Source organism: Rhodopseudomonas sp. P2A-2r, from assembly GCF_026015985.1.
Taxonomy (GTDB): Bacteria; Pseudomonadota; Alphaproteobacteria; order Rhizobiales; family Xanthobacteraceae; genus Tardiphaga.
Map to the genome: position 1 here is coordinate 342,512 of NZ_CP110389.1, position 26,236 is coordinate 368,747.

Genomic DNA, 26,236 nt, shown 5'->3' on the forward strand with positions numbered 1-26,236 from the left:
GGCGATGCTCCCCAGCATTGACTACGGCCGGTGTTGTGCACCCGGCTCGACCGCGGCATCAGGCTGTCAATATCCCGATGCTTCCGCGCCGGACGTACGCGGATCTGGCGCGCCGAGCAAGCCGTCGGGCGTCACCGCGATGGAGTTGGCCGAGGTCTGGCCCATCGGCTCGATGACGTTGTGGCCCATCGCCTTCAGCGTCGTGAGCGTCTCCACCGAAAATCCGCGCTCGATCCGCACCTCGTCGGGCAGCCATTGATGATGCAACCTTGGCGCGGCGACGGCGGCGGCGATATTCATATCGTAGTCCAGCGCGTTGACGATCACCTGCAGCACGGTGGAGATGATGCGGCTGCCGCCCGGCGAGCCCGTGATCAAAACCGGTTTGCCGTCCTTCAGCACGATGGTCGGCGACATCGAGGACAGCGGCCGCTTGCCGGGGCCGGGCAGGTTGGCCTCGAAGCCGACCAGACCGAAAGCATTGGACGCGCCCGGCGCGGCGGTGAAATCGTCCATCTCGTTGTTCATCAGCACGCCGGTGCCCTCCGCCACGAGGCCGACGCCGTAGGGGAAGTTCAGCGTATAGGTGTTGCTCACCGCATTGCCGGCGCTGTCGATGACCGAGAAATGCGTGGTGTTCTGTCCCTCGCGCGGCGGCACCGCCGACAGCGCATCGGTCCATGGCGTGGCGCGAGCGATGTCGATCGAGGCGCGCTGTTGCGCGGCATAATCCTTCGAGAGCAGCGTGGCGATCGGCGCATGGGCGAAGGCCGGATCGCCGAGATAGCGCGCACGGTCGGCATAAGCGCGCTTCATGGCCTCGATGAGCAGGTGCAGCGACGGCGCCGAGCCCTGCTTGAGGTCGCGCATGGGGAAGCCTTCGAGAATGTTCAGCGTCTCCATCAGCACCGTGCCGCCGGAGGAGGGCAGCGGCATCGCGACGATGTCGTAGCCGCGATAATTGCCGCGGACGGGCGGGCGAATCACCGGCTGGTAGGATTTGAGGTCATCGGCGGTGAAGATGCCGCCGGCGCCGCGAATGCTGCTGACTAGCCTTTCCGCGACCGGTCCTTCGTAAAAGCCGCGCGGCCCCTGCGCGGCAATCGCCGTCAGCGTCGCGGCAAGATCGCTCTGCACCAGCGTGTCGCCGGGCCGCAGCGGCGTGCCGTCAGGACGTGAAAAGATCTCCACCGACGACGGCCAGCGCGCGATCCGCCCCTGCAGTTCGGGCAATGTCGCTGCCGTGTCGTCGGCGATGACAAAACCGTCGCGCGCCAGTGCAATCGCCGGCTGCAGCAGGTCGGACAAAGAGAACTTCTGCGAGCCGTATCTGTCCAGCGCCAGCGCCAGCCCAGCGACGGTGCCGGGCACGCCGATGCCCAGCGCGGAGAAACGCGACGCCGCGGCGTCCGGCTTGCCGTCGGCACCGAGGAAAATATCGCGGGTCGTCGCCGCGGGCGCCGTCTCGCGGTAGTCGATGGTGATGTCCTCTTTGCGATCTGCGGAATGGATCACCATGAAACCGCCGCCGCCGATATTGCCAGCGCGGGGATAGGTGACCGCCATAGCGAAGCCGGTGGCCACCGCCGCATCGACGGCGTTGCCGCCGCGCGCCAGCACGTCGCGGCCAATCTGCGCGCCGAGCTTTTCCTGCGCGACCACCATGCCGTGGCTGGCGACCACCGGGCGCACGTCGCCCGCCAGGGGCGCGACGGTGCCGTTGCGCAGGTCCTGCGCCCGCGCCGCGCCACAGCTGCCGGAAATCAGGACGAGAGCGAGGAACAGAACGAAGCGACGGGTGGCCAGCGGAATCATCATTTGCTCCGACGCGGGGACTGCCACAATCTCGTGACCAGGATGAATGCTATATGGCTGTCGAGACGGCAGGCACAACGCCCCCGGCGATTCGCGAGGATGACACATGGCGCTCACCGCCGCCGCAGACGAAGGGGTTGCCGAGGTCGTGACCCGCTACCCACCTTATTCCGCCGTGGTCGGCTGGATGTTGTTCGACTGGGCGGCGCAGCCTTATTTCACGCTGATCACCACCTTCGTGTTCGCGCCCTATTTCGCCACCCATGTCGCCGCCGATCCGGCGACCGGACAAGCATTGTGGGGATTCGCCACCGCCGCTGCGGGGCTGCTGATCGCGCTGGCGTCGCCGGTGCTGGGGGCGATTGCCGATGCCAGCGGACGACGCAAGCCGTGGATTGCCGCGTTCGGCGCGCTGCTGGTGATCGGCGCCAGCTTGATGTGGATCGGCGAGCCCGGCAATCCAGCCATCATCCCGCCGCTGCTGATCGCCTATGCGATCGCCACAGTCGGCGTGGAATTCGCCACGGTCTTCAATAACGCCATGATGCCGTCGCTGGTGCCGCCGCATAAGATCGGCCGATTGTCCGGTTCCGGCTGGGCGCTGGGCTATGTCGGCGGCATCATCAGCCTGGTCATCGTGCTGGGATTTTTCGCCGCAAATCCGCAGAGCGGGCGGACCCTGTTCGGTTTCGTCCCCTTGTTCGGGCTCGATCCCGCAACATTCCAGGGCGACCGCATCACCGGGCCGCTGACGGCGCTATGGTTCGTCGTCTTCGTGCTGCCGATGTTTCTGCTGACGCCGGATTTCCCGGCGAAACTGTCGGCGCGCGCGGCGGTGCGTGGCGGACTGACCGACCTGCGCGCCACGTTGCGCGAATTGCCGCAACATCGCTCGATGCTGGCGTTCCTGATCGCCAACATGATCTACACCGACGGCCTGGTGTCGCTGTTCGCGTTCGGCGGCATCTACGCCGCCGGCACATTCGGCTGGAACACGATCCAGATTGGCAGCTTCGGCGTCACGCTGGCAGTGGCCGCCACCTTCGGCGCGTTCGCCGGCGGGCGGCTCGACGATCTGCTCGGACCAAAACGCGTGATCGCCGGCAGCATGCTGCTGCTGCTGCTGTCCATTGCCGGCATCCTGCTGATCGACAAGGATTCCATCCTCTTTATCAAGGTGGCGCCGCCAGTGCCGGGGGCGCGCTGTTCGCGGCACCGGCCGAAAAAGCCTATCTGCTGCTCGGCTGCCTGATCGGGATAGCCGGCGGCCCCTTGCAGGCGGCATCGCGCACGCTGCTGATCCGCATGGCGCCGCAGGACCGCATCGCGCAATTCTTCGGCCTGTTCGCGCTGACCGGAAAGGTGACGTCGTTCATCGGGCCGCTGCTGATCGGGTTCGTCACGGCGGTGACGGCCAGCCAGAAGGCCGGCATGGCGGTGCTGGTGTTGTTCTTTTTAGCGGGGCTCGTTCTGCTGGCGCGGGTGAAGGACAAGTAGAAGCAACATCGAAGCTGCACCACACTCCGCTGTCGTCACCCGCGGAAGCGGGTGGCCCAGTAAACGCAGGGGCTTCGGCTCCATCACCGGCGGCGGTGTTGACTGGGTCGCCCGGTCCCGGCGCGCAATTGCGCGCCGGCCGGGCGATGACAGTCGCGTATGGGGAAGCCTCGTGGCTTCCAGTGGCTCAGTGCCTGAAATGCCGCACGCCAGTGAGCACCATGGCAATGCCGGCGTCGTCGGCGGCCTTGATGACCTCGTCGTCGCGAACCGAGCCGCCGGGCTGGATCACCGCGGTGGCGCCGGCCTCGATGCAGGCCAGCATGCCGTCGGCAAACGGGAAGAAGGCATCGGAGGCGACCACCGAACCCCTGGTCATCGGCTCAGCGAGCTTCAGCGTGTCGGCGGCGTCCTGGGCCTTTCGCGCGGCGATACGGGCCGAATCGACGCGGCTCATCTGGCCGGCGCCGATGCCGACGGTGGCAAGGTCCTTGGCGTAGATGATGGTGTTGGACTTGACGTGTTTGGCCACCCGGAAGGCGAACTTCAGATCGCGCAACTCGGCGTCGGTGGGCTGGCGCTTCGTCACCACCTTCAACGTCATGTCGTCGACCACGGCATTGTCGCGCGACTGCACCAGCAATCCACCGGCGACGGTCTTGTAGGTCAGGCCAGGCGCGCGCGGATCCGGCAGGCTGCCGGCCAGCAATAGGCGCAGGGTCTTCTTCGCGGCGACGATGGCGATGGCTTCCTCGGTGGCGTCGGGCGCCACGATGACTTCGGTGAAGATCTCGGTGATGGCGCGGGCAGTTTCCGCATCCAGCGTGCGGTTCAGCGCGACGATGCCGCCGAATGCCGAGGTGGAATCGCAGGCCAGTGCCTTGCGATAGGCATCGAGCAGGTCGTCGCCTTCGGCGACGCCGCAGGGATTGGCATGCTTGACGATGACGCAGGCGGCGGTGCGCTTGGCGTCGAACTCGGCGATGCACTCATAGGCCGCGTCGGTGTCGTTGATGTTGTTGTAGGACAGTTCCTTGCCCTGCAGCTGTCGCGCAGTAGTGACGCCCGGCCGTGCATCCGGCGTGCGGTAGAAGGCGGCGGCCTGGTGCGGGTTCTCGCCGTAGCGCAGCGACTGGATCAGGTGGCCGCCGATGGTGCGGAAATCCGGCGTCCCGATCTTGAGCTGGTCGGCGAACCAGTTGGAGATCGCGGCATCATAGGCCGCGGTGCGTGCATAGGCCTTGGCAGCGAGACGCTTACGCAGCGTCAGGGTGGTGGCGCCGTTGTTGGTGGCGAGTTCGTCGAGCACCGATTGATAGTCGGCGGGCTCGACCACCACGGCGACATCGTCATGGTTCTTGGCCGCGGCGCGGATCATCGCGGGGCCGCCGATGTCGATGTTCTCGATGCAGTCGTCGTAGGCCGCGCCCTTCGCGACAGTGGCTTCGAACGGGTAGAGATTGACCACCAAGAGATCAATCGGCGCGATGCCGTGATCCTTCATGGCCTTGGCGTGCTCGGCATTGTCGCGGATCGCCAGCAGCCCGCCATGGACCTTCGGATGCAGCGTCTTGACCCGACCGTCCATCATTTCCGGAAAGCCGGTGAGATTGGAGACGTCGGAAACCTTGAGGCCGGCAGCGGCGATCGCCTTGGCGGTGCCGCCGGTCGACACCAGATCGACGCCGTGAGCTGCAAGCGCGCGGGCGAATTCGATAAGGCCGGATTTGTCGGAAACGGACAGCAATGCGCGGGTGATCTTACGCGGGTGATCGGTCATGGGCAAAATCCTCTGGTTGAAGGAATATGATGCCCAGGCGCGCGGCAGATATGGCTCGCGCTTCCCGATGGTGCTCCATCCAAGGTCGCCAGTCGCGCGAGCGAGGGTCAATTAGCAGTTTTCGCCGTCGTGCACAACGTGGACCGAATAGCCCCTGGTATCGAACCCCTACAGCGGCAATTCCGGCTCGCGGCGGGCGTTGCGGCGCGCCGAGGTGGCGGAGGCCGAGGCGTTGGAGCGGACAAAACTCCAGCGCACGCTGGCGGCCTGCTTGGAATTCTGGTGGATCACGATCTGCGCGGTACGGCGCGGCCCGTCATTGCCGGCCAGGAACACGCTGTCTTCGAGTTCCACCTTGTCGTCGAGCGCCTCGAAGGTCCAGACGTCGCGGTTGGGCAGCACCAGCATGACGCCGCGGGCGTCGGAGAGCCGGCTTGCCTTGACCGAGGGATGCAGGTGAAAGCGCAGCGCGTAGTCGGTATTGGCTCCCCTGATGCGGGCGCCCGGCGCGGCCGCCAGGATGTCTTCACCGTCGAGCCGGTTGCCGTCTTCTGCCATGCTGAGGATGCGGCGGTGTACGACGCCGAAGCGGCTGAGATAGCCGTCATGGGAGGTCGTCAGCATGGTGCCGCTCGCCGTCACCTCGCGATAGCTCTCCACCACCTGGGGACCGGTGACGATCGGCGCGCCCTGCAGGAAGCGTTTCATGGCCGAGCGCTCGATGAACTGGCACGATGAGGTGCCGTGGTAGGTCACGGTGGAGTGCGCCGGCGTGCTGCGCGCAAAAGCGCGCCAGTTGTCGCGGCCGGTCGAGGGCATGCCGCAATTGATCACGATCCGGCTGGTGCCGGACGACAGTTCGAACGACAGCGTGCCGGCATGGGCGTCGTGACTGACATTGGGCGGCGGCGGTGGACCGGTGTCCATGATCAACGTCATGGCGCCGGCATCGAGGCGCTGGAAACCGGTATGCGGCATGTGCGCCATCGGCACGCCGTGGGTGTCGTCATAGGCCAGCAGGGTGGCCAGCAGATGCGACGGCGCATTGCTCATGCCGTTGAACAGCGCGAAGGAACCGTCGCCGTGGCGGAAGAAGCGCAGCATCGGCATCATGCGGTCGATGGCGTTGAGCAGCGCCGGCGGCGGCGCGATGTTGCGCGCGGCGAAGGTCTGCCGCAGCGGCAGCATGTCGATCAGCAGCTCGATCAGCGCGCCTGGATTGCGCGAGATATGGCCGCCGTCCGGCAGGATCTGGCGCTGCAGCTCGTCGGACAGTTTTCGTGTGGCGGTGCGGATGTGGCGCGCCTGGTTGGCCAGGCACAGCGAGGCGTAGCACAGCGCGATCAGCGCCTGCAGCCGCGGCACGCCATCGGCGGTGTCCGCCATTGTGTAGCGCAGGGTGTGAATTTCGCGGCTCAGCGCGCGCAGGTAGCGGCGATAGAACTTGCCATCGGTATCGCCCAGCACCAGCGGTGCCTGCGACAGCAGCGAGATGACACGCCGTGCCAGCACGTCGGCGCGGCGACCGATCGGGCGCTTGCGCTTGGGATTGGAGATCCAGTCATCCACCAGCGAGCGGGCATTGGCACGGGTGATGGCGGTGTCGGCGGCGCGCAGGTGGCGCAGCCAGCCGAAGCCGAGCAGGGCGACCTCCCAATCTTCGGAGGGCGGTTCCAGATCGAAGATCGAGCGGCCATGGCAGGTGACGATCTTGCCGGCGAACACGAAGCGCCCGGCATAGATTTCGGCGGCGCGGGTGGCGTCGGCGGTGCGCAGGTCGTGGGGCGCGATGATCAGCCGGTCGGTGCGGCCGGGCCACAGCCGCGCCAATGCAACAGATCCGCCAGACGCGCGCGACAACGCATTCCGCGCGAACCGGCCAAGTATCAATCTTGAAATACGTCTGCGATGAGCGACCACGCGCGCCTTGGGAATGAGCCTTGGGAATAAGCCTTGGGATCGGGCTGAGGATTATTAAACTTTGCCGCGAATCCTTTTAATCCGGAAACGCGCTCAACACACACTAATCGGGCAGCTTCTTGTGGAAGTTGCCCGATTCGCGAAAACAACCTGTAAATATCAGGCTTTAACCAGCCGCGCCGCATAGAAGCCGTCGAGACCGCCGAGCCGGGGGTCGTCGTGGGGCAGGTGGCAGGGCAGGGTGCGCAGATCGCCGTCGGGGGTCACGATTTCCGCCAGACCCGCAACCTCGCTCGGATCGATGGGGGCGCGGCGCATGCTGGAATCGGTGGCCAGCAGGTCGGCGATGGCGTGCTCGCCCTCCTCCGGCTCCAGCGAACAGGTGCAATAGACCAGGGTTCCGCCGGGCTTCAGCACGGTGACCGCGTTTTTCAACAACCGACGCTGCAGTGCGGTCAGCAGAATGATGTCGGACTCCTGCTTCAGCCAGGCGACGTCGGGATGCCGGCGGATGGTGCCGGTGGAGGCGCAGGGCGCGTCGAGCAACACGGCGTCAAAGCCGCCATGGCCGGCGGCGGGTTGCCATTCGGCGCCGTCGGCGACGAACGTTTCGGCCTCCAGCGACAGCCGGGCGAGGTTTTCCCGCAACCGCGCAACCCGGTTCTGCGACCGGTCGACGGCAGTGACGTGGGCGCCGGCATGGATCAGCTGCGCGGTCTTACCGCCTGGCGCAGCGCACAGATCGACGACGGCCTTGCCCTTGATGTCGCCGAACAGCCGCGCCGGCAGCGCGGCTGCGGCATCCTGCACCCACCATTGGCCATCGGAGAATCCGGGCAGCATGGTCACCGAGCCCTGCAACAGGGTGCGTACCGACCCTGTCGGCAGCACCTCGCCGTGCAGGCGAGTCGCCCAGGCGGCGGCCTCCGACTTCACGGTCAGGTCGAGGGACGGTTCATGGCTGAGGGCGACGGCGATCGCCCGGGCGGTCTCCTCGCCGTAATGCGCGGTCCAGCGCGCCATAAGCCATGGCGGAACGTCGAGAGACTGGCCGGCGATCTCATCGATCAGCGGCTGGCCCTCGCGGGCGCAGCGGCGCAGCACGGCATTGACGAGGCCGGCATATTTCGCGGCGCGCCGGTCCGACTGGACCATCCGCACCGACAGATCGACGGCGGCGTGGTCGGGAACATCCATCCAGAGAATCTGCGCGGCGCCGATCAGCAGCGCGCTCTGCGCGCGCGGTGCGTCGGTGGGGATGCCCTTGTCGAGCAGTTTGCCGAGCACATGGCCGAGCGTTCCCAATCGGCGAAGAATCGTCGCGACCAGACGGCGCATCAAGGCCCGGTCGCGATCAGACAGGGCTTTCAGGCCGGGATGCGCCCCCGCACCCTCAAGCTGCTCGTCGAGCGTCCGATGCTTCTGCAGCACGCCATCGAGAATATCGGCCGCGATCCGGCGGGCAGCCAGTCCGGGCACCTCTACGGGCAATGCAAATCTTACTGGCGGCATGAGCGGTGAACATCGCGACAGAGAAAGGGCAACGATACGGCCGGCCTCAGCGCGTATCGTCGTATGGGAAGCGGTCTGATCGCATGCGAATATGCCAAATGTAAGAATCGCCTTATATGCTCATGGTCAGATATGGCCTGTCCAAATCCGACCAGTGCCAACGCGTGCGAAGCGCGCCGGTTCAGCGGGAACACCAGATGAACGACATTCCTTCCACACCTGCAACTGAGACCGACGAGGCCGCGCGCAAGCCGTTGCCGCCGGCGGCCCAGCGCGCGCTGGCCGAAGCCGAGGCGCGGCGCACTGCGGCCGCAGCGAATGCCGCCGCGGCAGCAAAAGAGTTCAACGGGCCGACCGGGCCCGAACCGACCCGATTCGGCGACTGGGAACGCAAGGGCATCGCCTCGGATTTTTGAGGAGGCGAGGCCGGACTGTCGTCACCCGCGCATGCGGTTGATCCAGTAAACGCAGACGGCGCGATGCGATCTCCATGCCAATGATTACTGGGTCGCCCGGTCAAGCCGGGTGAGGACACCCAGTTTGGTGCCGCCACTTCCGCCGCCCGCGCCCCGGAATGACATTTGGCTTGCGCGCATCCGCGACTCGCATTGATCTCTCTCTGTATGAATCCCTCGCGCATCCATCGCTCGACGCCGTGGCGGAGCAGGTTCTCTGCAGCGCTGCCGTGGGTGTTCGTGCTGGGCATGGCGGCCGGCACCATGCTGCCCGTGAAGCGCTGGGTGCTCTGGCCGTTTCCGTCCGCCGAACAGGACCAGACCCCGGCGGCGCGCGACGCAGAGACGATCTGGAAGCGCGCCGGCAATCCCGCCGTGCGACATCCGGTCGATGTGCTCTACACCATCGATGGCGATACGTTTGAAGCGCGGGTGCACCTGTTGCCCGGCATCGACCTGAAGACGCGAATCCGGCTGCGCGGCATCGATGCGCCGGAGCTCAAGGGCCAATGCGCGCAGGAGGTGAGGCTGGCGGAAGCCGCCAGCTACGCCCTGCGCGGCCTGCTCGGCGATGGTGAGATCACCATCTACAATATCGGTCCCGACAAATATCCCGGCCGCGTGGTGGCGGACGTCGCGACCCGGCGAACGCCCAACGTTTCGGCCGCGCTGCTCGCCAGCGGCCACGTGCGCGTCTATGGCGGCGGACACCGCAACGGTTGGTGTGATGCGAGATCGATGACCCCGCAAGCAAAATGCCACGCCTTGGGCGCGGCATTCACTCGCTCGGACCGGAGAGAGCGCCTAGCGCTGGGTCACCACCACCCGGGTGCCGACCGGGACGCGCTCGAACAGGTCGCTGATGTCCTCGTTGTACATGCGCACGCAACCATAGGACACGTAGCCGCCGATCGACGCCGGACGGTTGGTGCCGTGGATGGCGTATTCGCCACCGGCCAGGGTCATCGCCGCCACGCCCATCGGGTTGGCCGGCGAACCGCCGGCGATGACGTCGGGAATGTTCGGGTTGTCGCGTTTCACGTCGGCCGGCGGCGCCCAGGCCGGCTGGCGATACTTGCCGTCGATCTTGGTGGTGCCGGCCCACTGCTTGCCGGCCTTGCCGACGCCGACGGGATAGCGCACGGCATGGCCATCATCGAGCACCAGGTACAGCCGGCGTTCGCCGGTTTTCACCACGATGGTGCCCGGCGAATAGTCGCCACGGAAGCCAACCAGATCGGGTCGCGCCTGCGCAGGATTCGCGGCCACCGCGCCAACCACGATGGTGGCTGCCAGAGCCACCGCCATCTTCAATGACATCAAGTATCTCCAATCCGACAGTAATATGTAGCACTTCGGTGATCTTCGGCCGGTCGCGTTAAATAACCCGTGCATTTGCCTGCCCGGGCCGGACGCCAGCGGCGGCAACAAAGAAAATCCTGCCAACAAAGTAAATGCCCGGAAAACAACACCCGTCGGCAAAAGCGTCTGCGCCGCACGCCTGTCCCTGACTTTTGCGTGAGCGGGCCAGGAAGCAGACGCGCTCGCCAGCGCAGGGCGCTCTCGTCTATAGAAGAGCAGTTCAAACATGGATGATCGCGCATGGGTTTTATGGTCGATGGAGTCTGGCGTCAGGAGGATGCCTTCCCGACGGACGGCAGCGGGCGGTTCACCCGCGTGGCGTCGCCGCTGCGCAACTGGGTGACGCCCGACGGCGCAGCCGGACCGAGCGGCATCGGGGGCTTTGCCGCCGAGCCCGGCCGCTATCACCTCTATGTCTCGCTGGCCTGTCCGTGGGCGCACCGCACCCTGATCTTCCGCGTCCTGAAAGGCCTGCAGGAGATGATCGGCCTGTCGGTGGTGCACTGGTACATGGGCGCGGACGGCTGGACCTTCGTCGACGTCGCCGGCGTGATCCCCGATCCGATCCAGCACGCGACGCTGTTGCATCAGGTCTATACGGCCGGCGACCCGCATTTCACCGGGCGGATCACCGTGCCGGTGCTGTGGGATCGCAAGACCGCGCAGATCGTCAACAATGAATCGTCCGAGATCATCCGCATGATGAACTCCGCCTTCGATGGCGTCGGCGCCGCGCCCGGCGATTTCTATCCGGAAGACCTGCGCGAGGAGATCGATGCGATCAATGCGCGGGTCTACGACACCGTCAACAACGGGGTCTACAAGTCGGGCTTCGCGCGCTCCCAGAAGGCCTATGACGAGGCAGTGGCGACCTTGTTCGAGTCGCTGGATTGGCTCGAGGACATGCTATCGAGCCGACGGTGGCTCACCGGCGACCGCCTGACCGAAGCGGATTGGCGGCTGTTCACCACCCTGGTCCGATTCGACGCCGTCTATGTCGGGCACTTCAAATGCAACATACGGCGCATTGCCGACTATCCGCATCTGACGCGTTACCTGAAGGACCTGTACCGGCAGCCCGGCATCGCCGAGACCGTCAATATCCATCACATCAAGCATCACTACTACGAAAGCCATCCGCAGCTGAACCCGAGCCGGATCGTGCCGGTCGGGCCTAAGCTGGATTTCTTAGCGCGGTGCTCATGACGGCGGCGCCGTCGACGGGAAGATCCCGTCGACGTTAGCGGTCCAACCGGCTTACGCCCCGGCCTTCTTGTTCTGCCGGTGCTCGACCAGGTCGTTGACCACGGCGGGATCGGCCAGGGTCGATGTATCGCCGAGGCTGCCGGATTCGTCTTCGGCGATCTTGCGCAGGATGCGGCGCATGATCTTGCCGGAGCGTGTCTTCGGCAGACCGGGCGAGAACTGGATCAGGTCCGGCGAGGCGATCGGGCCGATGTCCTTGCGCACCCAGGCCACCAGTTCCTTGCGCAGCGCATCGGATGGCTCCACGCCGTTCATCAGCGTCACATAGGCGTAGATGCCCTGACCCTTGATGTCGTGGGGATAGCCGACCACCGCGGCTTCCGAGACCATGGCATGCGCCACCAGCGAACTCTCGACTTCCGCGGTACCCATGCGGTGGCCGGACACGTTGATGACGTCGTCGACGCGGCCGGTGATCCAGTAGTAGCCGTCGGCGTCGCGCCGGCAGCCGTCGCCGGTAAAGTACTTGCCGGGATAGGTGGAGAAGTAGGTCTGCTCGAAGCGGGCATGGTCGCCATAGACCGTGCGCATCTGGCCCGGCCACGACTTGGCGATGCACAGATTGCCCTGGCATTCGCCGTCCAGCACCTTGCCGTCGGCATCGACGATTTCAGGCACTACGCCGAAGAACGGCCGAGTGGCAGAGCCGGGCTTCAGCCTCGTCGCGCCTGGCAGCGGCGTGATCAGGATGCCGCCGGTCTCGGTCTGCCACCAGGTGTCGACGATCGGGCAACGCTCTTCGCCGATCACGCGGTGATACCATTCCCAGGCTTCCGGATTGATCGGTTCGCCGACGGAGCCCAGCAACCGCAGGCTCTTGCGCGAGGTGAGGTGCACCGGATCGTCGCCTACCTGCATCAGCGCGCGGATCGCGGTCGGTGCGGTGTAGAAGATGTTGACCTTGTGCTTGTCGATGACTTCCCAGAACCGCGATGCGGTCGGATAGGTCGGCACGCCCTCGAACATCAGCGTGGTCGCGCCATTGGCGAGCGGTCCGTACAGGATGTAGCTGTGGCCGGTGACCCAGCCCACGTCGGCGGTGCACCAGTAGATGTCGCCGTCGTGATAGTCGAACACGTATTGATGCGTCATCGCGGCATACATCAGATAGCCGGCTGACGTATGCAGCACGCCCTTGGGCTGGCCGGTCGAGCCGGACGTATAGAGGATGAACAGCGGATCTTCCGCATTCATCGGCTCGCACGGGCATTCGGTGGTCACGACCTCGCTGGCTTCGCGGTACCAGAAGTCGCGCGACGGATCCATCTCGACTGCCCCGCCGGTGTGCTTGACCACGACGACCCAGTCGACGCCGCCGGACTTGGCGATGGCAGCATCGACATTGGCCTTCAGCGGCACCCGCTTGCCGCCGCGCAGGCCTTCATCGGCGGTGATGACGATCTTGGACTGGCAGTCGCCGATGCGCTGCGCCAAGCTGTCGGGCGAGAAACCCGCGAACACCACCGAATGGATTGCACCGATCCGCGCGCAGGCCAGCATGGCATAGGCGGCCTCGGGGATCATCGGCAGGTAGATGGTGACACGGTCGCCTTTGACGACGTTGCGGTTGCGCAGCACGTTGGCGAACTTGCAGACCTCGTCGTGCAGCTCCTGATACGTGATGTGTTTGGACTGCGAGGGATCGTCGCCTTCCCAGATGATCGCGGTCTGGTTGGCGCGGGTCTTCAGGTGGCGGTCGATGCAGTTCCAGGCGACGTTGAGGACGCCGTCCTCGAACCATTTGATAGACACCTTGCCCGGCGCGAACGAACTGTTCTCGACCTTGGTGAAAGGGTGGATCCAGTCAAGCCGCTGGGCCTGCTCGCCCCAGAAGCCATTGGAATCGGAGATCGAGCGCGCATACATGTCCTTGTACTTGGCGTCGTCGACCCAGGCGCGCGTCTTCCATTCGGCAGGTACGTCGTAAATCTTCTCGGACATGGTTCCCTCCATCGCGCGACCGCCTCCAGCGTGGTTGGCCGAGCTTCATTCTTGGTCTGATTATGCGTCGGCGCGGTGTACCGGTACAAGGCAGCCCGCCTCAGCCTTTTGTCTGCTTTCCGGTACCCCAAATGTCCATCCGGCGTGGCCGGCGGCATTGCGCTGGGTCAAGCCGGACCGATCACGATCGCGTTTCAGGTGCCGGAAACGGGCGTTTTGCGGTCATTTCGGCGGGTTCCCGATACCAGTGGCCCGGATTGCGGCCAAATCGACTCGCAATGGCCGGTCCAAACTCCTAAATGGCCTCGTCGAGCGCCAAAACGGGGTCGGAACCAAAAACCGACTGTGGGCATTACCGCGCTGAGTGCCGCTTGAGGCCGTAACGAGATGATGGATCAGCAGAATTTTGTGCCGGGCGGGCTGCCTTCCGCGGAATCCGTCGCCGTGGCGCCCTCGCGCGGCAACAGCCCGGTTCCGGCGAGCGTCGCGGCGCTGGCCGGCGAACTCGGTCTCCGGCTCGGCGATCAGACCGACCTGACCATCCGCCGGATCCGGCGCGGCAAGGCGTATTCCTTCGTCCGGGCCAACGGCACGGCCATCAAGCATACCGGCACCATCAAGCGGTTGAACGCCATGGCCGTGCCGCCCGCCTATGCCAAGGTTCGCTATGCCGCCGATCCGGCCTCGCATCTGCAGGCGGTCGGTGTCGATGCCGCCGGCCGGCTGCAATATCGCTATCATGCGGACTGGGAGAAGGTGCGCGAGCAGCGCAAGGCGCATCGCCTCGCCACGCTGGTCGGCGCGCTGCCGAAAATCCGGCGCGCCGTATCGATGCATCTGTCCGGCGATGCGCCGACCCGCGAACTGGCGCTATCCGCGGTGATCAAGCTGATCGCGCGCACCGCGATCCGGCCGGGCAACGAATCCTACATGAAGCTCAACGGCACCCGCGGCGCCACCACGCTGCTGAAGTCCAACGTTGCGCTGGAAGGCGACTGCATCGTGCTGACCTTCAAGGCCAAGGGGGCAAGGCCGTGCGCAAGGAATGCGACGCCGCCAAGCTGGTGCGCGCCATCGGCATCCTGCGGACCGTGCCGGGCAAGCGCATGTTCCAGTATCGGGACGATGCCGGCCGCGTCTACAACGTCAACACCACCGCGGTGAATGCGTTTCTGCGCGACATCGCCGGCATCAAGATCTCGCTGAAGGATTTTCGCACGCTGATGGCCTCGGCCGTGGTGCTGGAATCGCTGTCGCGGATCACGCCTGCGACCAGCGCGACCGGTCGCAAGATGCAGGTGCTGGAAGCCGTGCGCGCCGCTGCCGATGAATTGTCCAATACGCCGGCGATCTGCCGCAAGAGCTACGTCCACGACACCATCGTCACCGCCTTCGAGGACGGCATCCTCGAACGCTTCGCCGCGACGATGAAGGGCTACCGCTCGCAATCGAAGCGCGAGCAGCTGCTGGCGCAGGTGGTCGCCGCGGCGGGGTGACCCCTTCACCTCGCAGTTGTCGTCACCCGGCTTGACCGGGTGACCCAGTATGTTGGGACGCCGGCGCTTCCTGGATCGCCCGGTAAAGCCGGGTGATGACAGCCTTATGTTGCGGCATCGCAAGCAGACAGGAGCGTCCACACCGCGGTGTTCTTGATATCGGCATCTTCCAGGTCGCGCGTCACCGGCACCTGGTATTCCGCGATCTTGCGCAATTTGTCCCTGGGCAGATAGCTGCGGCCGGGGTCGCCGATCAGCACCAGCGCACCCTCGGCGGCCTTGGCGGCGAGAAAGGCAAACGCGCGCTCGGCAGTGTCGCGCTCGTAAAAAATGTCGCCGGCGAGAATCGTCTCAGCGAGAGGCGCTTCGGCTGCCGCCAGGAGATCGTCGCCGCTGACATCGACCATCACCTTGTTGGCACGGGCGTTGAGCACGATGGCCGTGCGGGAAAAGCTGTCGATGTCGTAGGCGATCACGCGCGCGGCGCCGGCCTTCATGGCGGCGATGGCGACCAGCCCCGACCCGGATGCAAGGTCGATCACGGTCCGGCCGGCGACGCTGGCCGGATGATCGATGACATAACGTGCCAGCGCCTGGCCGCCGGCCCAGGCGAAGGCCCAGAAAGGCGGGGGTAGTCCGATTTCGCTGAGCTCGTCCTCGGTCTTGCTCCACAGCGGCACGGCTTCGGCTGCGACGTGCAGCTTTATCTCCGGCACCATCGGCACCGGCAGCAGCAAGGTATTGGCGAGGACGAAGACGGCCGGATCGCCGACCGCCGGAAGGTTGGTGGCGTCGCCGGCGCTCACCGTGAAACGACGCGTGCGTGCGGGCGCACGCTCAGAACCCGCCCATCTTGCAGACGATCTTCCATTCCTCTGGTGTCACCGGCTGCACCGACAGCCGCGACAGTTTGATCAAGGCCATTTCCGACAGCTGCTTCTCCAGTTTGACCGCGGCCAGCGTCACCGGCGTCTTCAGCGGCTTGTCGGCCTTGATGTCGACGCAGACGAACTTGCCGGATTCATCGGTAGGGTCGGGATAGTGCTCTTTGATGATCTCGACGACGCCGACGATCTCCTTGCCCTCGTTGGAGTGATAGAAGAACGCGCGGTCGCCCTTCTTCATCTGCATCATGAACAGTTTGGCGCTGTGGTTGCGCACGCCGGTCCAGGCCTCGCCCTTGGCGCCTTTGGCGACCTGCTGGTCCCACGACCAGGTCGAGGGCTCGGATTTCATCAGCCAGTGTTTCATCTATCCCTCAGCCTTGAACGGTCGTGTCAGCAGGCCCTCGATGGCCTGGTCGATGGTGGCATGCCCCGCGAGAATGGCGGCGACGGCACGGGCGACCGGCATGTCGACGTCTTTCGACGCCGCCAGTTCGGTCAGCACCGGCGCGGTGAATTCGCCCTCGGCGAGCTTGTTGCGCGGCGGTTGCTCGCCGCGGCCGAGCGCCGCGCCGAGCGAGAAATTACGCGACTGCGCGCTGGAGCAGCTGAGGATCAGGTCGCCGAGGCCGGACAGGCCGGCCATGGTCTCAACGCGCGCGCCGCAGGCGCGGCCGAGCCGCGACAATTCGCTGAAGCCGCGCGTGGTCAGCGCCGCCAGCGCCGAGGCGCCGAGCCGCTTGCCGGCGACGATGCCGGCGGCGATCGCCAGCACGTTCTTCGCCGCGCCGCCGATCTCGACGCCGCGCACGTCGGTGGAGTGATAGGGCCGGAACGTCGCCGAGCCCAGCGCATGCACAAGCGCAATGGCTAGCGCCTCATTCGAGGTCGCCAGCGTCACCGCGGTCGGCAACCCGCGCGCCACGTCGTCGGCGAAACTCGGTCCGGACAAGATCGCCGGGATCGCCGTCGGCGCGGCTGCGGCGATCACCTCGGTCATGAACTGGTGGGTGCCGCGCTCGATGCCCTTGGCGGTGGCGATCACCGGCGCGGCGTCGCGCAGATGCGGCGCCAGCGCGGTCAGCGCCTCGCGCAGATTCTGCGCCGGGGTTGCCAGCAGGATGATATCGGCACGCCCGGCCAGTGCGAGATCGCTGGTGACCTTGATGGCGTCGTCCAGCGGAACGCCCGGCAGCCGTGGATTTTCCCGGCTGTCGTCGATCAGCGTCGCTGCGGCTGGCGTGCGCGCATACAGCACCACATCGCGCCCGGCCCGCGCGGCGACGCTGGCCAGCGCGGTGCCCCAGGCCCCGGCGCCGATCACCGCGATGCTGTTGAAGGCGGCCACGGTCAATATGCCGCGCGGGTCTTGGAGAAACCTGCCGGCGCGGTGGCATTGCTGTCGAGCAGCCAGCGCGCACGGGGGCGGCTTCCATGTCGTCGACCAGGCCGAGCGCGAGGCGTTCGGCGCCGGCCCAGGCGATCATCGCGCCGTTGTCGGTGCACAACGCCGGCGGCGGCATGATCAACTGCGTCCCGGCCTTGGTCGCGACGTCCTGCAATGCGCCGCGGATCGCCTGGTTGGCGGCGACGCCGCCGGCGGCGACCAGCGCGTTGGGCGTGCCGAACCGTTCGTGAAAGATCCGCAGCCCGACGCGCAGCCGGTCGGCGGTGGCGTCCATCACTGCGGCCTGGAAGCTGGCGCAGAGGTCGGCGATGGCCTGCCGGTCTAGCCGGTCGAGCCGGCTGGCCTCGTTGCGCACCGCAGTCTTCAGGCCCGACAGCGAGAAATTGGCGTCCGGCCGGCCCAGCATCGGGCGCGGGAAGGCGAAGCGGGCGGGATCGCCGTCGCGTGCGGCCTGTTCGACCTGCGGGCCGCCGGGATAGGGCAGGCCGAGCATTTTCGCGACCTTGTCGAAGGCCTCGCCCATGGCGTCGTCGACGGTGGTGCCGAGCCGCACATAATCGCCGACGCCGAGCACGGCGACGATCTGGGTGTGGCCGCCGGAAGCCAGGAACAGGCAATAGGGAAAGGCGATATTGTCGGTCAGCCGCGGCGTCAGCGCGTGGGCCTCGAGATGATTGACCGCGATCAGCGGGGTGTCGTGCACCATGGCGATGGCCTTGGCGGTGGTCAGACCGACGATGACGCCGCCGATCAGGCCGGGACCGGCGGCGGCGGCCACGGCGTCGAGCTGGGCGAAGCCGATGCCGGCCTCGGACATGGCGCGACCGATAATGCCGTCGAGCAGGTCGACATGGGCCCGCGCGGCGATTTCCGGCACCACGCCGCCGAACGGCGCGTGGTCGGCGATCTGCGAATGCACGATGTTGGACAGGATGCTGCCGCGGCCGTCGCTGTGCCGTTCGATGACGGCGGCGGCGGTCTCGTCGCAGGTCGTCTCGATCCCCAGCACCAGCATCGGTCGGTCGGTTGTCAATCTCGGTCCTTGCGTTTGCGGCCCAGCCGGGCTTTTGCTTCCCCGGCGTAGCATTCCGAGGTCGCGCCATGCAATCGCCAGCGGCCGCGATGACCCCCAAAGCACAGGCGCTGTCGCCATGGCCATTCTCGTCACCCGCCCGCAGCCGGACAATGATTCGACCGCCGCAGCCTTGCGCGCGCGCGGGCTCAAAGTGCTGCCGGCGCCGATGCTGCGCTTCGAACAGATCCCTTCAACGACGATGCCGGCGCCAGCTATGGCGCCGTCATCGTCACCTCGGCCAACGCCCTGCGCGCCATCGCCGATCAGCCGGTGCTCGCAACGCTGCGCAAGCTGCCGCTGTTTGCGGTGGGCGAGCGCACGGCGGAGGCCGCGCGCGAGGTCGGCTTCGACGACGTGACGTCCGCCGACGGCGATGCCAATGCGCTGCGCGATCTGGTGGCCGACAGCGTGCGGAGCAAACGTCTCAGGAAGTCGCAGACCTTGCTCTATCTGGCCGGCGCCGATCTGGCGCGCGACCTGGCCGGCGAGCTCGGCGCGCGCGGCTTCAATGTGACGGTGCAGACCACCTATAGCATGGTGCCGGTGACCGCGTTTCCCGCCGAGGTCGGTGAGGCCTTCGCCTCCGGCGGGGTGGAGGCGGTATTAAATTACTCCCGGCGCAGCGCCCGCGCCTTCGTCGATGCCGCCCGCGCCGCCGGGGTGGAGATCTCAGCGCTGGCGATCCCGCAATGCTGCCTGTCGGAGCAGGTGGCGTCGATCGTGCGCGACGCCGGCGCAACCCGGGTGCTGGTCGCTGACCGGCCCGACGAGGCCGCCCTTTTGCTGCGCTCGACCGTGCCTTGGCCCCGTTATCGCGCTAAGGAGAGGGACGAATCTGCTAGGTCTTGATGCCCGTAACAAGGAACTCCGGCGATGGTCGATGACAGGCCCGAACACACTGCGCCGGATCTGGGCCGGCCCGATCTGGGCAGGCCGAAGCGCCCGCCGCCGACCATCGACCTCGCGGCCACCGAGGTGACCAGCGAAACCGCCGCCAGCAACGCCGGTGCCCCCGAAGCCCCGGCTGAGACGCAGGCCGAACCCCAGCTGGAGCATACGTCCGAGCCCCCGGCCGCCGCTGAGACTGAATCCCCCGCCGAAGTGGAGGCCGCCGCCACCGAGCCGGCCGCGCCCCCTGCGCCCAAATCCTCTGCCGCCCTCGCCGCCGGGTCCGGCGCCCTTGCCGCAGCCGTCGTGGTCGGCATTGCATGGTTCGCCGGCTGGCAGGCGACCCCGAGTGCCCCGGAAGCCCCGCAGGCCAACAGCATGGCGCTGGACGCGCTCAGCGCCCGCATTGCCCGCGTCGAGTCGCGGCCGGCGCCGACCGCGTCGCCAGGCGCTGCCGCGGCGCCCGATCCCGCGTTGGCCGCGCGCCTCGATGCGCTGGAAAAATCCGTCACCGCGCTGCGCAGCGACCTCGCCGCCATCAGCGCCCAGTCGGAACGCGCCGCAGCCGCGGTCGCCGACCTCAAATCCGCGCCGCCGGCCGCTGCCCCGCCGGTGAATCTTGCGCCGATCAACGACCGGCTCAGCAAGATCGAACGTGCCGCCACGGCGCTGCGGGCCGAGGCTGCGCAGCAGGCCGCAAAACCCGCCGACGACAGACCGTTGCGCCGCGTCGTCGCGGCCTCGCTGCTCGACGGCACGCTGCGCCAAAGTGAGCCCTATGCGGCGCAGCTCGGCGCCGCCAAGCCGCTGGCGGAGGACGCCAATGCACTGAAGCCGCTCGACGCCTTCGCCGCGTCCGGCCTGCCGACCGCCGCGGCGCTGAGCCGCGAGCTGCTCGCGGTGCTGCCGAAGCTGACCGCGACGCCGGAGCCGGCGCCGACCACCGGCACCGGATTCGTCGACCGGCTGCAGGCCGGCGCCGTCCGGCTGCTGCGCATCGAACGCACCGACGCGGTGGCCGGCGACGACCGCAACGCCATCGTGTCCCGCGCCACCGCCGCGGCCTTGCGCAACGACGTCGCTTCGGCGCGGCGTGAGCTCAATGCGCTGCAGCCGGCCGATCGCGGCGCCGTGCAGGCCTGGATCGACAAGGTCGACGCGCGCGATGCCGCGCTCGCCGCTTCCCGCCAGTTCGCAGCCGACGCGATGGCGGCGCTCAACAAGCCGGCGCCATAGGAATCCGATGCTCCGAATCATTCTGTTTCTGGTGTTGATCGCGCTCGCGGCCCTGGGCGCGGCCTGGGTGGCCGATCAGGGCGGCGATGTGGTGCTGACATGGGGCAGCTGGCGCGCCGCGCCGTCGTTGCCGGTGTTCCTGCTGGTGCTGCTGCTGACGATTATCGCGGCCATGGTGGCGTGGGCGATCCTGCGCGGGCTGTGGCGGACGCCGGCGCGGCTGCGCACGAGCCGGCGCGAGAAGCGGCTGGCCAAAGGCCGTCATGCGATCACGCAGGGCCTGCTGGCCATCGGCCACGGCGACAGCGAGGCCGCGCGGCTGCATGCCGGCCACGCCAGGCGCTTTGCCGCCAACGATCCGCTGGCGCTGCTGCTGCATGCGCAATCGGCGCAGCTCGACGGCGACCGCGAGGGCGCCCATCGCGCCTTCCACGCCATGGCCGAGCGCGCCGACACACGGCTGCTCGGGCTGCGCGGCTTGTTCATCGAGGCGCAGCGCGCCGACGATCCGCTGGCCGCGGTGACCATCGCCGAGGAGGCGCTGAAGCTGGCGCCGGGCTCGACCTGGGCCTCCCACGCCGTGCTGGGTTTCCGTTGCGCGCAGAATGACTGGAGCGGCGCGCTGGCGATCCTCGACAACAATCTCGCCTCCGGCCTGATCGACAAGCCGGCGTTTCGCCGCCAGCGCGGCGTGCTGCTGACGGCCCGCGCGCTGGCGCTGGAGACGCTGGACCGCGATCTGGCGCGCGAAAGCGTGATGGAGGCCGTCAAGCTGGCGCCGACGCTGGTCCCGGCGGCGGTGCTGGCCGCGAAATTCGAGAGCGAGGCGCATCAGATCCGCCGTGCCATGAAGACGGTCGAGACCGCCTGGCTGGCGCAGCCGCATCCCGATCTCGCCGACGCCTATGCCCATATCAAGCTCGGCGATTCCGCCCGCCAGCGGCTGGTGCGGGTCGAGACTCTGGCGCAGAAGGCGCCCGGCCATATCGAAAGCGCGCTGGCGCTGGCCCGCGCCGCCGTCGACGCCAGCGAATTCGCCCGCGCCCGCGCGGCGCTGGAGCCCTTCGTGGCGGCGCCGACCCAGCGCGTGGCCATGCTGATGGCCGAGATCGAGCGGCTGGAGCACGGCGACAGCGGCCGTGCCCGCGCCTGGACCCTGCGCGCGGTGCGCGCCGCCCACGATCCGGTATGGACCGCCGACGGCTACGTCTCCGACCGCTGGCGCCCGGTGTCGCCGGTCACCGGGAGACTCGACGCGTTCCAGTGGCAGACGCCGCTGGCCTCGTTGCCGTCGGACCGCATGTCGACCATCGAATCCGAGATCCTGCACGCCACCGTGCTGGCACCGCCGGCGCCCGTGCCGGCCCGGCCGGTGGCCGAGGCCGAGCCGTTGCCGCCCGCGGCGCAGGACAATGTCCCGGCGCCGATTGCGGCCGAATCCGAACCCGCTGTCACGGCCGAGCCCGCGCCCAAGCCCGCGCCCAAGCCTGCACCTAAGCCCGCGCCGCCGGAGGCCGCCGAGCCGCCAGAGCCGGTTGCGCCCGCCACGTCGGCTGCGCCCGCGGCCCCGCTGCGGCCCCTGTTCCCACCGCGCCGCCCGCCCCGGCCTCAACCGCCCCCGCCGCGCCGCCGCCCTTGTTCCGGGCGCGCGCGGACATCGTCCGCCCCATTCCCGCGGTGATTCCCATCGTCCGCGCGCCCGACGACCCCGGCGTCGACGACGATCCCCTGCATGACGAATTCGCCGAGCTGAACGGCGCCCAGCAGGCCGGCGGCTGGCGCGGCTTCCTGGCCCGTTGGGGCGGCTGAAGCCCGCCGCTCCTTAACCTCTCCCCGCTTGCGGGGAGAGGTCGGAGCCGGGCGCCAGCCCGGTTCCGGGTGAGGGGACTCTCGGCGGCCCGACGGCCTCACTCCCGCTGAGTGCTAAATCGGACCACCTTGGCGCGAAACCCCGGCAAAGCGCCCCTCGGCCGCTCCGCAGCATTCCGCCCCTCGCCCGATTCCGCCCCTTCCAGCGCTGCCGCTTCTTGCAAAATCACCCCGCGCCCGATATCAGATGCGCCTGTGTTTCGGCCCCTCGCCGAACGCACCGTTGGTTCGCCGCAATAGCTCAGTTGGTAGAGCACGTCATTCGTAATGACGGGGTCACAGGTTCGAGTCCTGTTTGCGGCACCAACCATTCCTCCGTCCCGAACGAAATTGCCAACCTTGCGTGGGGCCGCACGCTCACGCCGCATCAAAGGCGGCGATTTTCGTGATCTATGACGCTATTTGTAGATCGCTCGGAGTCGCAGAGGCCTATCAAGAAGGTGTGACTGCAGTTCGGTTATCAGGACGGTCGGCCGATCATATAAGAATGATTAAGGCGCCACGATAGTTTTCGTGCACTGAGGCTATTGGCGTAGGCGCGCTGTGGTGGTGGAACCTCTCGCGCGAAAGCTTCCGAGCTCTGCGTCTTAAGCTGTTGCCGCTAGCTGCGTATCCATAACGGCTCTGGCCTTAGCCGCAGCGCTCGCTGGATCGCTAGCTAGTAGCTCCCGGGCAAGATCGAAGCCCCCGACGTTGTTAGCCCACCGAATTCCTACCGTAGGTTCTTTCCATGGGAGCAAAATGCCGAAGCGCCAGAATTTACCGGGCAGGCGAGTCCGTAGTTCAACATACCAATCGTAGTCGTGTGTGAAGATAAAAACCTGTCGGTCAGAGAACTCTTGGGTCAAAAGGTCGGTCACGTAACTCCGGTGCTCACGATCAAAGCTGCTCACAACATCGTCTAGAACAAGCGGAATATTAGTTCCGTCCCGTTTGGCAAAAGCCAAGAACACACAGAGGCCTAAGCTATTACGATGTCCTTCCGATAGCGTCAGCCGCAGGCTTAACTGCTTTCTGCCGTAGAAACGCAGTGCCAAATCCAAAGCTTTGTCCGCAGCCTCTGGTTGGTAGAGATGCACGCTATCTATAGGTTCTTGAGGATGAAGGACGGCCCACATTTTTTGGATATCGTCGCTAATGCTTTTGATGACTGAAGTAGTTTGCGCTCGGATTTCCGCCCGCGTCGCGTCCTCCATTTCCGTAACGAAAGTGACGAGTAGGTCTATTTGCTCAATCCGAGATCTCAATCTAACAATTTCTGGGAAGTGGCTTGCAGACTCTAGCAGCCCCAAATCTGTAACAAGTTTTTCGATTGAAGAAGGAGCGTCTTTTGAGGCGCGTTTCAGCTCCGCGACAACGGCAACCAAAGCTGCCGAAGATTCCTCTGATCCACTATCCAACCTGCCTTCTCTGAGATCGGCGATTGGAAAGGCACAAAAGTTTCTAAAATAGTCTCTCAAAGTCTCGTCGCGGATTGCCACCCGCAATTTTCCAGCAATCTCTTTCCGGATCGAATTTCGATCGCCCACCCATAGCAGCCACAGGCTGCGTCAATTGCCTGCGATGTGGCGCGGTATAGGCGCCGCGCTTCGCAGCAATGCGGATCGGATCCCAACCACCATCCCCCGTCTGCCGGGCGCGCTGTCTCCCTCATCTCGATCCGAGAATTTTCGCAAAGGTCCGGCTCATCGAGGCGCGAGAACGCGACCGGCGGGAGAAGCGAATTTCCGCTTCATGTGGTTCGCGCACCGATGAAGTTGGGATATACTTAACCAGTCGGTCCGGGCCGCGACCTTGCTTTGGCTGGTTCCTTTAGCCAATGCGTTGCCGCTCAGGTGCCGGGCAGGAGGCAAGCCGTGGCCGATACCCAATCGAACCTGCAGCAGGACATCGCGCCGGAGGCCGCCCCGCTGCTTGGCCCGGTCGCATCCGGGCTGATCGGCTATCTGGCGGCGATCGCCATGACCGCCGTCGCCACGCTCGCCGCCATCGCGGCCGACAGCAAGGTGTCGATCCCCAACCTGTCCCTGGTCTTCGTCGTGCCGGTGGTCATCGCCGGCGTCAGCCTCGGCCTCGGGCCGTCGCTGTGTTCGGCGGTGCTGGGCGCGCTGGCGTTCAATTTCTTCCTGACCGAGCCGCGCTACTCGCTGGCCGTCGACGACGCCGCGAACATCTGGGCGATTGGGCTGCTGCTGGTGGTCGGCGTCATCGTCAGCGGCGTGGCCTTCACCTCGCGCCAGCGCGCCAGCGAGGCGGCGCTGCTGCGACGGCAGGCCAATGTGCTGAGCGGCTACAGCCGCGACGTGGTCGCGGCCGGCAATGTCCATGGGGTCCTGACCGTCACCGCCCAGGCGCTGGCGGCGCTGTTCCAGGTTCCCGCGGTGGTGATGCTAATGGCGGAGGGCCGGGTGGTGGCGCTCCGGCAGGTCGGCGAGCTCGAACCGCGCGAGGCCGAACTGGAGGCGGCGCGCTCGGCGCTGGCGACCGGAACCGTGGTGCGCGGCGGCGTCTATCCGGATCTGGCCTCGCGCTTCGACTTCTGGCCGGTGCCGGCGGCCGAGGGCCGCACTGCCGTCATCGGCCTCGCCTTCGATCCCGATGAGCGCCCGCCGCTGCCGGACGTGGCGGTCGACGTCGTCGTGCGGATGCTGGGCCTGGTGCTGGACCGCCAGCAGCCGCGCGCTGGGCAAGCGGCCCCGCCGGCCGGCTGAAGTCGGCCGAGCGGTCGCGGCCGGCGCGATCGCGCTCTCAGGATGCGGTTGGCGTCGACAGCATGGCAGTCCCCGCTTCGATGTCGTGCGCCGTCGTGCGCCTCGCGTAGCGCCGGGCCAGGATGGCGCAGACGAACAGCTGCGCCTGGTGAAACAGCATGATCGGCAGCACGATCAATCCCAGCGCGTGGCCGGAGAACAGGATGGCGGCCATGGGAATGCCGCTGGCCATGCTCTTCTTCGAGCCGCAGAACACGATGGCGATCTCGTCTTCCGTGGCAAAGCCCATCCAGCGGCTGGCCAGCGTGGTGGTGACGATGACCATGGTCAGCACCGCGAGATCGATCGCCAGCACCAAGGCCAGGCTGGCCGGCGACAACTGGCCCCAGATGCCCTCGACCATGCCGGCGCTGAAGGCGGCGTAGACGATCAGCAGCACGGAGCCGCGGTCGACCGCCGAGGTGATGCGCGCATGGCGCAGCAGCCAGGCGCCGACCCACGGCCGGATCAGCTGACCGACGATGAAGGGCGCGACGATCTGCGCGGCGATCTCTTCGAAGGCCACCATGGAGACTCCGCCGCCGGCGGACGACAGCAGCAGCGAGACCAGGAGCGGGGTCAGCACCACGCCGAGCAGGTTGGACACCGAGGCGCTGCACAGCGCCGCCGGCACATTGCCGCGGGCGATCGCCGTGAAGGCGATCGACGACTGCACCGTCGAGGGCAGCAGGCACATGAACAGGATGCCGATCGCCAGGTCGCCCGGCAGATAGGGGCGCAGCAACAGGCTGGCCACGAGGCCGACCAGCGGAAACAGCAGATAGGTGCTGGCGAACACCATCGATTGCAGGCGCCAGTGCAGCAGGCCTTCCCTGACCGCGGCGGGCGACAGCCGGGCGCCGTACAGCAGGAACAGCAGCGCCACGGCCGCTGTGACCGCATGGTCGACATAGCCGGTCGCGGCACCGCGGGCGGGCAGCAGCGCGGCCAAAGCAACGGTGCCGATCAGCAGCAGCAGGAACGGGTCGACGGGCAGGCGGATACGGCGGAGCGGGAAGCTGGACATTGGGAAGGACCTCGTTTGATCGAGGCAAATCTAGGTCGGCGCCCTGTCATGCGAA

15 protein-coding genes, 1 tRNA gene, 6 pseudogenes and 1 riboswitch are annotated in these 26,236 nt (G+C 66.8%); of the genes and pseudogenes, 10 read left to right on the forward strand and 12 right to left on the reverse strand.

Annotated features, from left to right (window positions below):
* Window positions 1–66: 66 nt before the first annotated feature.
* Window positions 67–1,818, reverse strand: a complete 1,752-nt coding sequence (ggt, locus tag ONR75_RS01615; protein ID WP_413776423.1) for a gamma-glutamyltransferase — start codon at window positions 1,816–1,818, stop codon at window positions 67–69.
* Between the two features lie 103 nt (window positions 1,819–1,921).
* Between ggt and ONR75_RS01620 the strand changes: the two are divergent.
* Window positions 1,922–3,312 (forward strand): annotated as a pseudogene (locus ONR75_RS01620) (MFS transporter).
* 187 nt (window positions 3,313–3,499) lie between these two features.
* On the opposite strand, the gene purH reads toward ONR75_RS01620, so the two are convergent.
* From purH to ONR75_RS01635, 3 genes are all read right to left on the reverse strand, one after another.
* Window positions 3,500–5,092: a bifunctional phosphoribosylaminoimidazolecarboxamide formyltransferase/IMP cyclohydrolase gene (gene purH, locus ONR75_RS01625; RefSeq protein ID WP_265081096.1), complete on the reverse strand. Its 1,593-nt coding sequence runs from the start codon at window positions 5,090–5,092 to the stop codon at window positions 3,500–3,502.
* Between the two features lie 24 nt (window positions 5,093–5,116).
* A riboswitch (ZMP/ZTP riboswitch) is annotated at window positions 5,117–5,198 on the reverse strand.
* A gap of 62 nt (window positions 5,199–5,260) precedes the next feature.
* Window positions 5,261–7,012: a heparinase II/III family protein gene (locus ONR75_RS01630; protein WP_265081097.1), complete on the reverse strand. Its 1,752-nt coding sequence runs from the start codon at window positions 7,010–7,012 to the stop codon at window positions 5,261–5,263.
* Between the two features lie 159 nt (window positions 7,013–7,171).
* Window positions 7,172–8,524: an RsmB/NOP family class I SAM-dependent RNA methyltransferase gene (locus tag ONR75_RS01635; protein WP_265081098.1), complete on the reverse strand. Its 1,353-nt coding sequence runs from the start codon at window positions 8,522–8,524 to the stop codon at window positions 7,172–7,174.
* 197 nt (window positions 8,525–8,721) lie between these two features.
* Here ONR75_RS01635 and ONR75_RS01640 point away from each other — a divergent pair, with 197 nt between their 5' ends.
* Both ONR75_RS01640 and ONR75_RS01645 read left to right on the forward strand, forming a co-directional pair.
* Window positions 8,722–8,940 carry a DUF1674 domain-containing protein gene (locus ONR75_RS01640; protein ID WP_265081099.1) on the forward strand — a complete coding sequence of 73 codons (219 nt, stop codon included), beginning with the start codon at window positions 8,722–8,724 and terminating at the stop codon, window positions 8,938–8,940.
* Between the two features lie 207 nt (window positions 8,941–9,147).
* Window positions 9,148–9,714, forward strand: a pseudogene (locus ONR75_RS01645) (thermonuclease family protein); the annotation flags it as partial.
* A gap of 69 nt (window positions 9,715–9,783) precedes the next feature.
* Here ONR75_RS01645 and ONR75_RS01650 read toward each other — a convergent pair.
* Window positions 9,784–10,299 carry a L,D-transpeptidase gene (locus tag ONR75_RS01650; protein WP_265081100.1) on the reverse strand — a complete coding sequence of 172 codons (516 nt, stop codon included), beginning with the start codon at window positions 10,297–10,299 and terminating at the stop codon, window positions 9,784–9,786.
* Between the two features lie 282 nt (window positions 10,300–10,581).
* Between ONR75_RS01650 and ONR75_RS01655 the strand changes: the two genes are divergently transcribed.
* The gene (locus ONR75_RS01655) at window positions 10,582–11,547 is read left to right on the forward strand and encodes a glutathione S-transferase family protein (protein ID WP_265081101.1); all 966 of its coding nucleotides are present in this window, start codon (window positions 10,582–10,584) and stop codon (window positions 11,545–11,547) included.
* Between the two features lie 51 nt (window positions 11,548–11,598).
* Here the strand turns inward: ONR75_RS01655 and acs are convergent, their stop codons facing one another.
* Complete coding sequence (acs, locus tag ONR75_RS01660) at window positions 11,599–13,548, reverse strand: acetate--CoA ligase (RefSeq protein WP_265081102.1); 1,950 nt, start codon at window positions 13,546–13,548, stop codon at window positions 11,599–11,601.
* A 387-nt stretch (window positions 13,549–13,935) separates the two neighbouring features.
* Between acs and ONR75_RS01665 the strand changes: the two are divergent.
* Window positions 13,936–15,044, forward strand: a pseudogene (locus ONR75_RS01665) (DNA topoisomerase IB).
* 104 nt (window positions 15,045–15,148) lie between these two features.
* Here the strand turns inward: ONR75_RS01665 and ONR75_RS01670 are convergent.
* The 4 genes and pseudogenes from ONR75_RS01670 to tsaD all read right to left on the reverse strand — a co-directional run bounded on the left by ONR75_RS01670 (window position 15,149) and on the right by tsaD (window position 18,351).
* Window positions 15,149–15,850 carry a class I SAM-dependent methyltransferase gene (locus ONR75_RS01670; RefSeq protein WP_265081103.1) on the reverse strand — a complete coding sequence of 234 codons (702 nt, stop codon included), beginning with the start codon at window positions 15,848–15,850 and terminating at the stop codon, window positions 15,149–15,151.
* Between the two features lie 31 nt (window positions 15,851–15,881).
* Window positions 15,882–16,295 (reverse strand): EVE domain-containing protein, encoded by a 414-nt coding sequence (locus tag ONR75_RS01675; RefSeq protein ID WP_265081104.1) that lies wholly within the window; start codon window positions 16,293–16,295, stop codon window positions 15,882–15,884.
* Window positions 16,296–17,276, reverse strand: a complete 981-nt coding sequence (locus ONR75_RS01680; RefSeq protein WP_265081105.1) for an NAD(P)H-dependent glycerol-3-phosphate dehydrogenase — start codon at window positions 17,274–17,276, stop codon at window positions 16,296–16,298.
* A gap of 2 nt (window positions 17,277–17,278) precedes the next feature.
* A pseudogene (gene tsaD, locus ONR75_RS01685) lies at window positions 17,279–18,351 on the reverse strand (tRNA (adenosine(37)-N6)-threonylcarbamoyltransferase complex transferase subunit TsaD).
* A gap of 136 nt (window positions 18,352–18,487) precedes the next feature.
* Between tsaD and ONR75_RS01690 the strand changes: the two are divergent.
* From ONR75_RS01690 to ONR75_RS01705, 4 genes and pseudogenes are all read left to right on the forward strand, one after another.
* Window positions 18,488–19,232 (forward strand): annotated as a pseudogene (locus tag ONR75_RS01690) (uroporphyrinogen-III synthase).
* A 52-nt stretch (window positions 19,233–19,284) separates the two neighbouring features.
* Window positions 19,285–20,535 carry a COG4223 family protein gene (locus ONR75_RS01695; protein WP_265081106.1) on the forward strand — a complete coding sequence of 417 codons (1,251 nt, stop codon included), beginning with the start codon at window positions 19,285–19,287 and terminating at the stop codon, window positions 20,533–20,535.
* 7 nt (window positions 20,536–20,542) lie between these two features.
* Window positions 20,543–22,344: pseudogene (locus ONR75_RS01700) on the forward strand (heme biosynthesis protein HemY).
* 290 nt (window positions 22,345–22,634) lie between these two features.
* Window positions 22,635–22,710, forward strand: a tRNA-Thr gene (locus ONR75_RS01705).
* A gap of 281 nt (window positions 22,711–22,991) precedes the next feature.
* On the opposite strand, the gene ONR75_RS01710 is transcribed toward ONR75_RS01705, so the two are convergent.
* The gene (locus ONR75_RS01710) at window positions 22,992–23,933 is read right to left on the reverse strand and encodes a hypothetical protein (RefSeq protein ID WP_265081107.1); all 942 of its coding nucleotides are present in this window, start codon (window positions 23,931–23,933) and stop codon (window positions 22,992–22,994) included.
* A gap of 327 nt (window positions 23,934–24,260) precedes the next feature.
* Here ONR75_RS01710 and ONR75_RS01715 point away from each other — a divergent pair, with 327 nt between their 5' ends.
* Window positions 24,261–25,115, forward strand: a complete 855-nt coding sequence (locus tag ONR75_RS01715) for a DUF4118 domain-containing protein (RefSeq protein ID WP_265081108.1) — start codon at window positions 24,261–24,263, stop codon at window positions 25,113–25,115.
* Window positions 25,116–25,152: 37 nt separating this feature from the next.
* Here the strand turns inward: ONR75_RS01715 and ONR75_RS01720 are convergent, their stop codons facing one another.
* A complete protein-coding gene (locus ONR75_RS01720; protein WP_265081109.1) occupies window positions 25,153–26,181 on the reverse strand; it encodes a bile acid:sodium symporter family protein in 1,029 nt (342 codons plus the stop codon).
* Window positions 26,182–26,236: the final 55 nt, after the last annotated feature.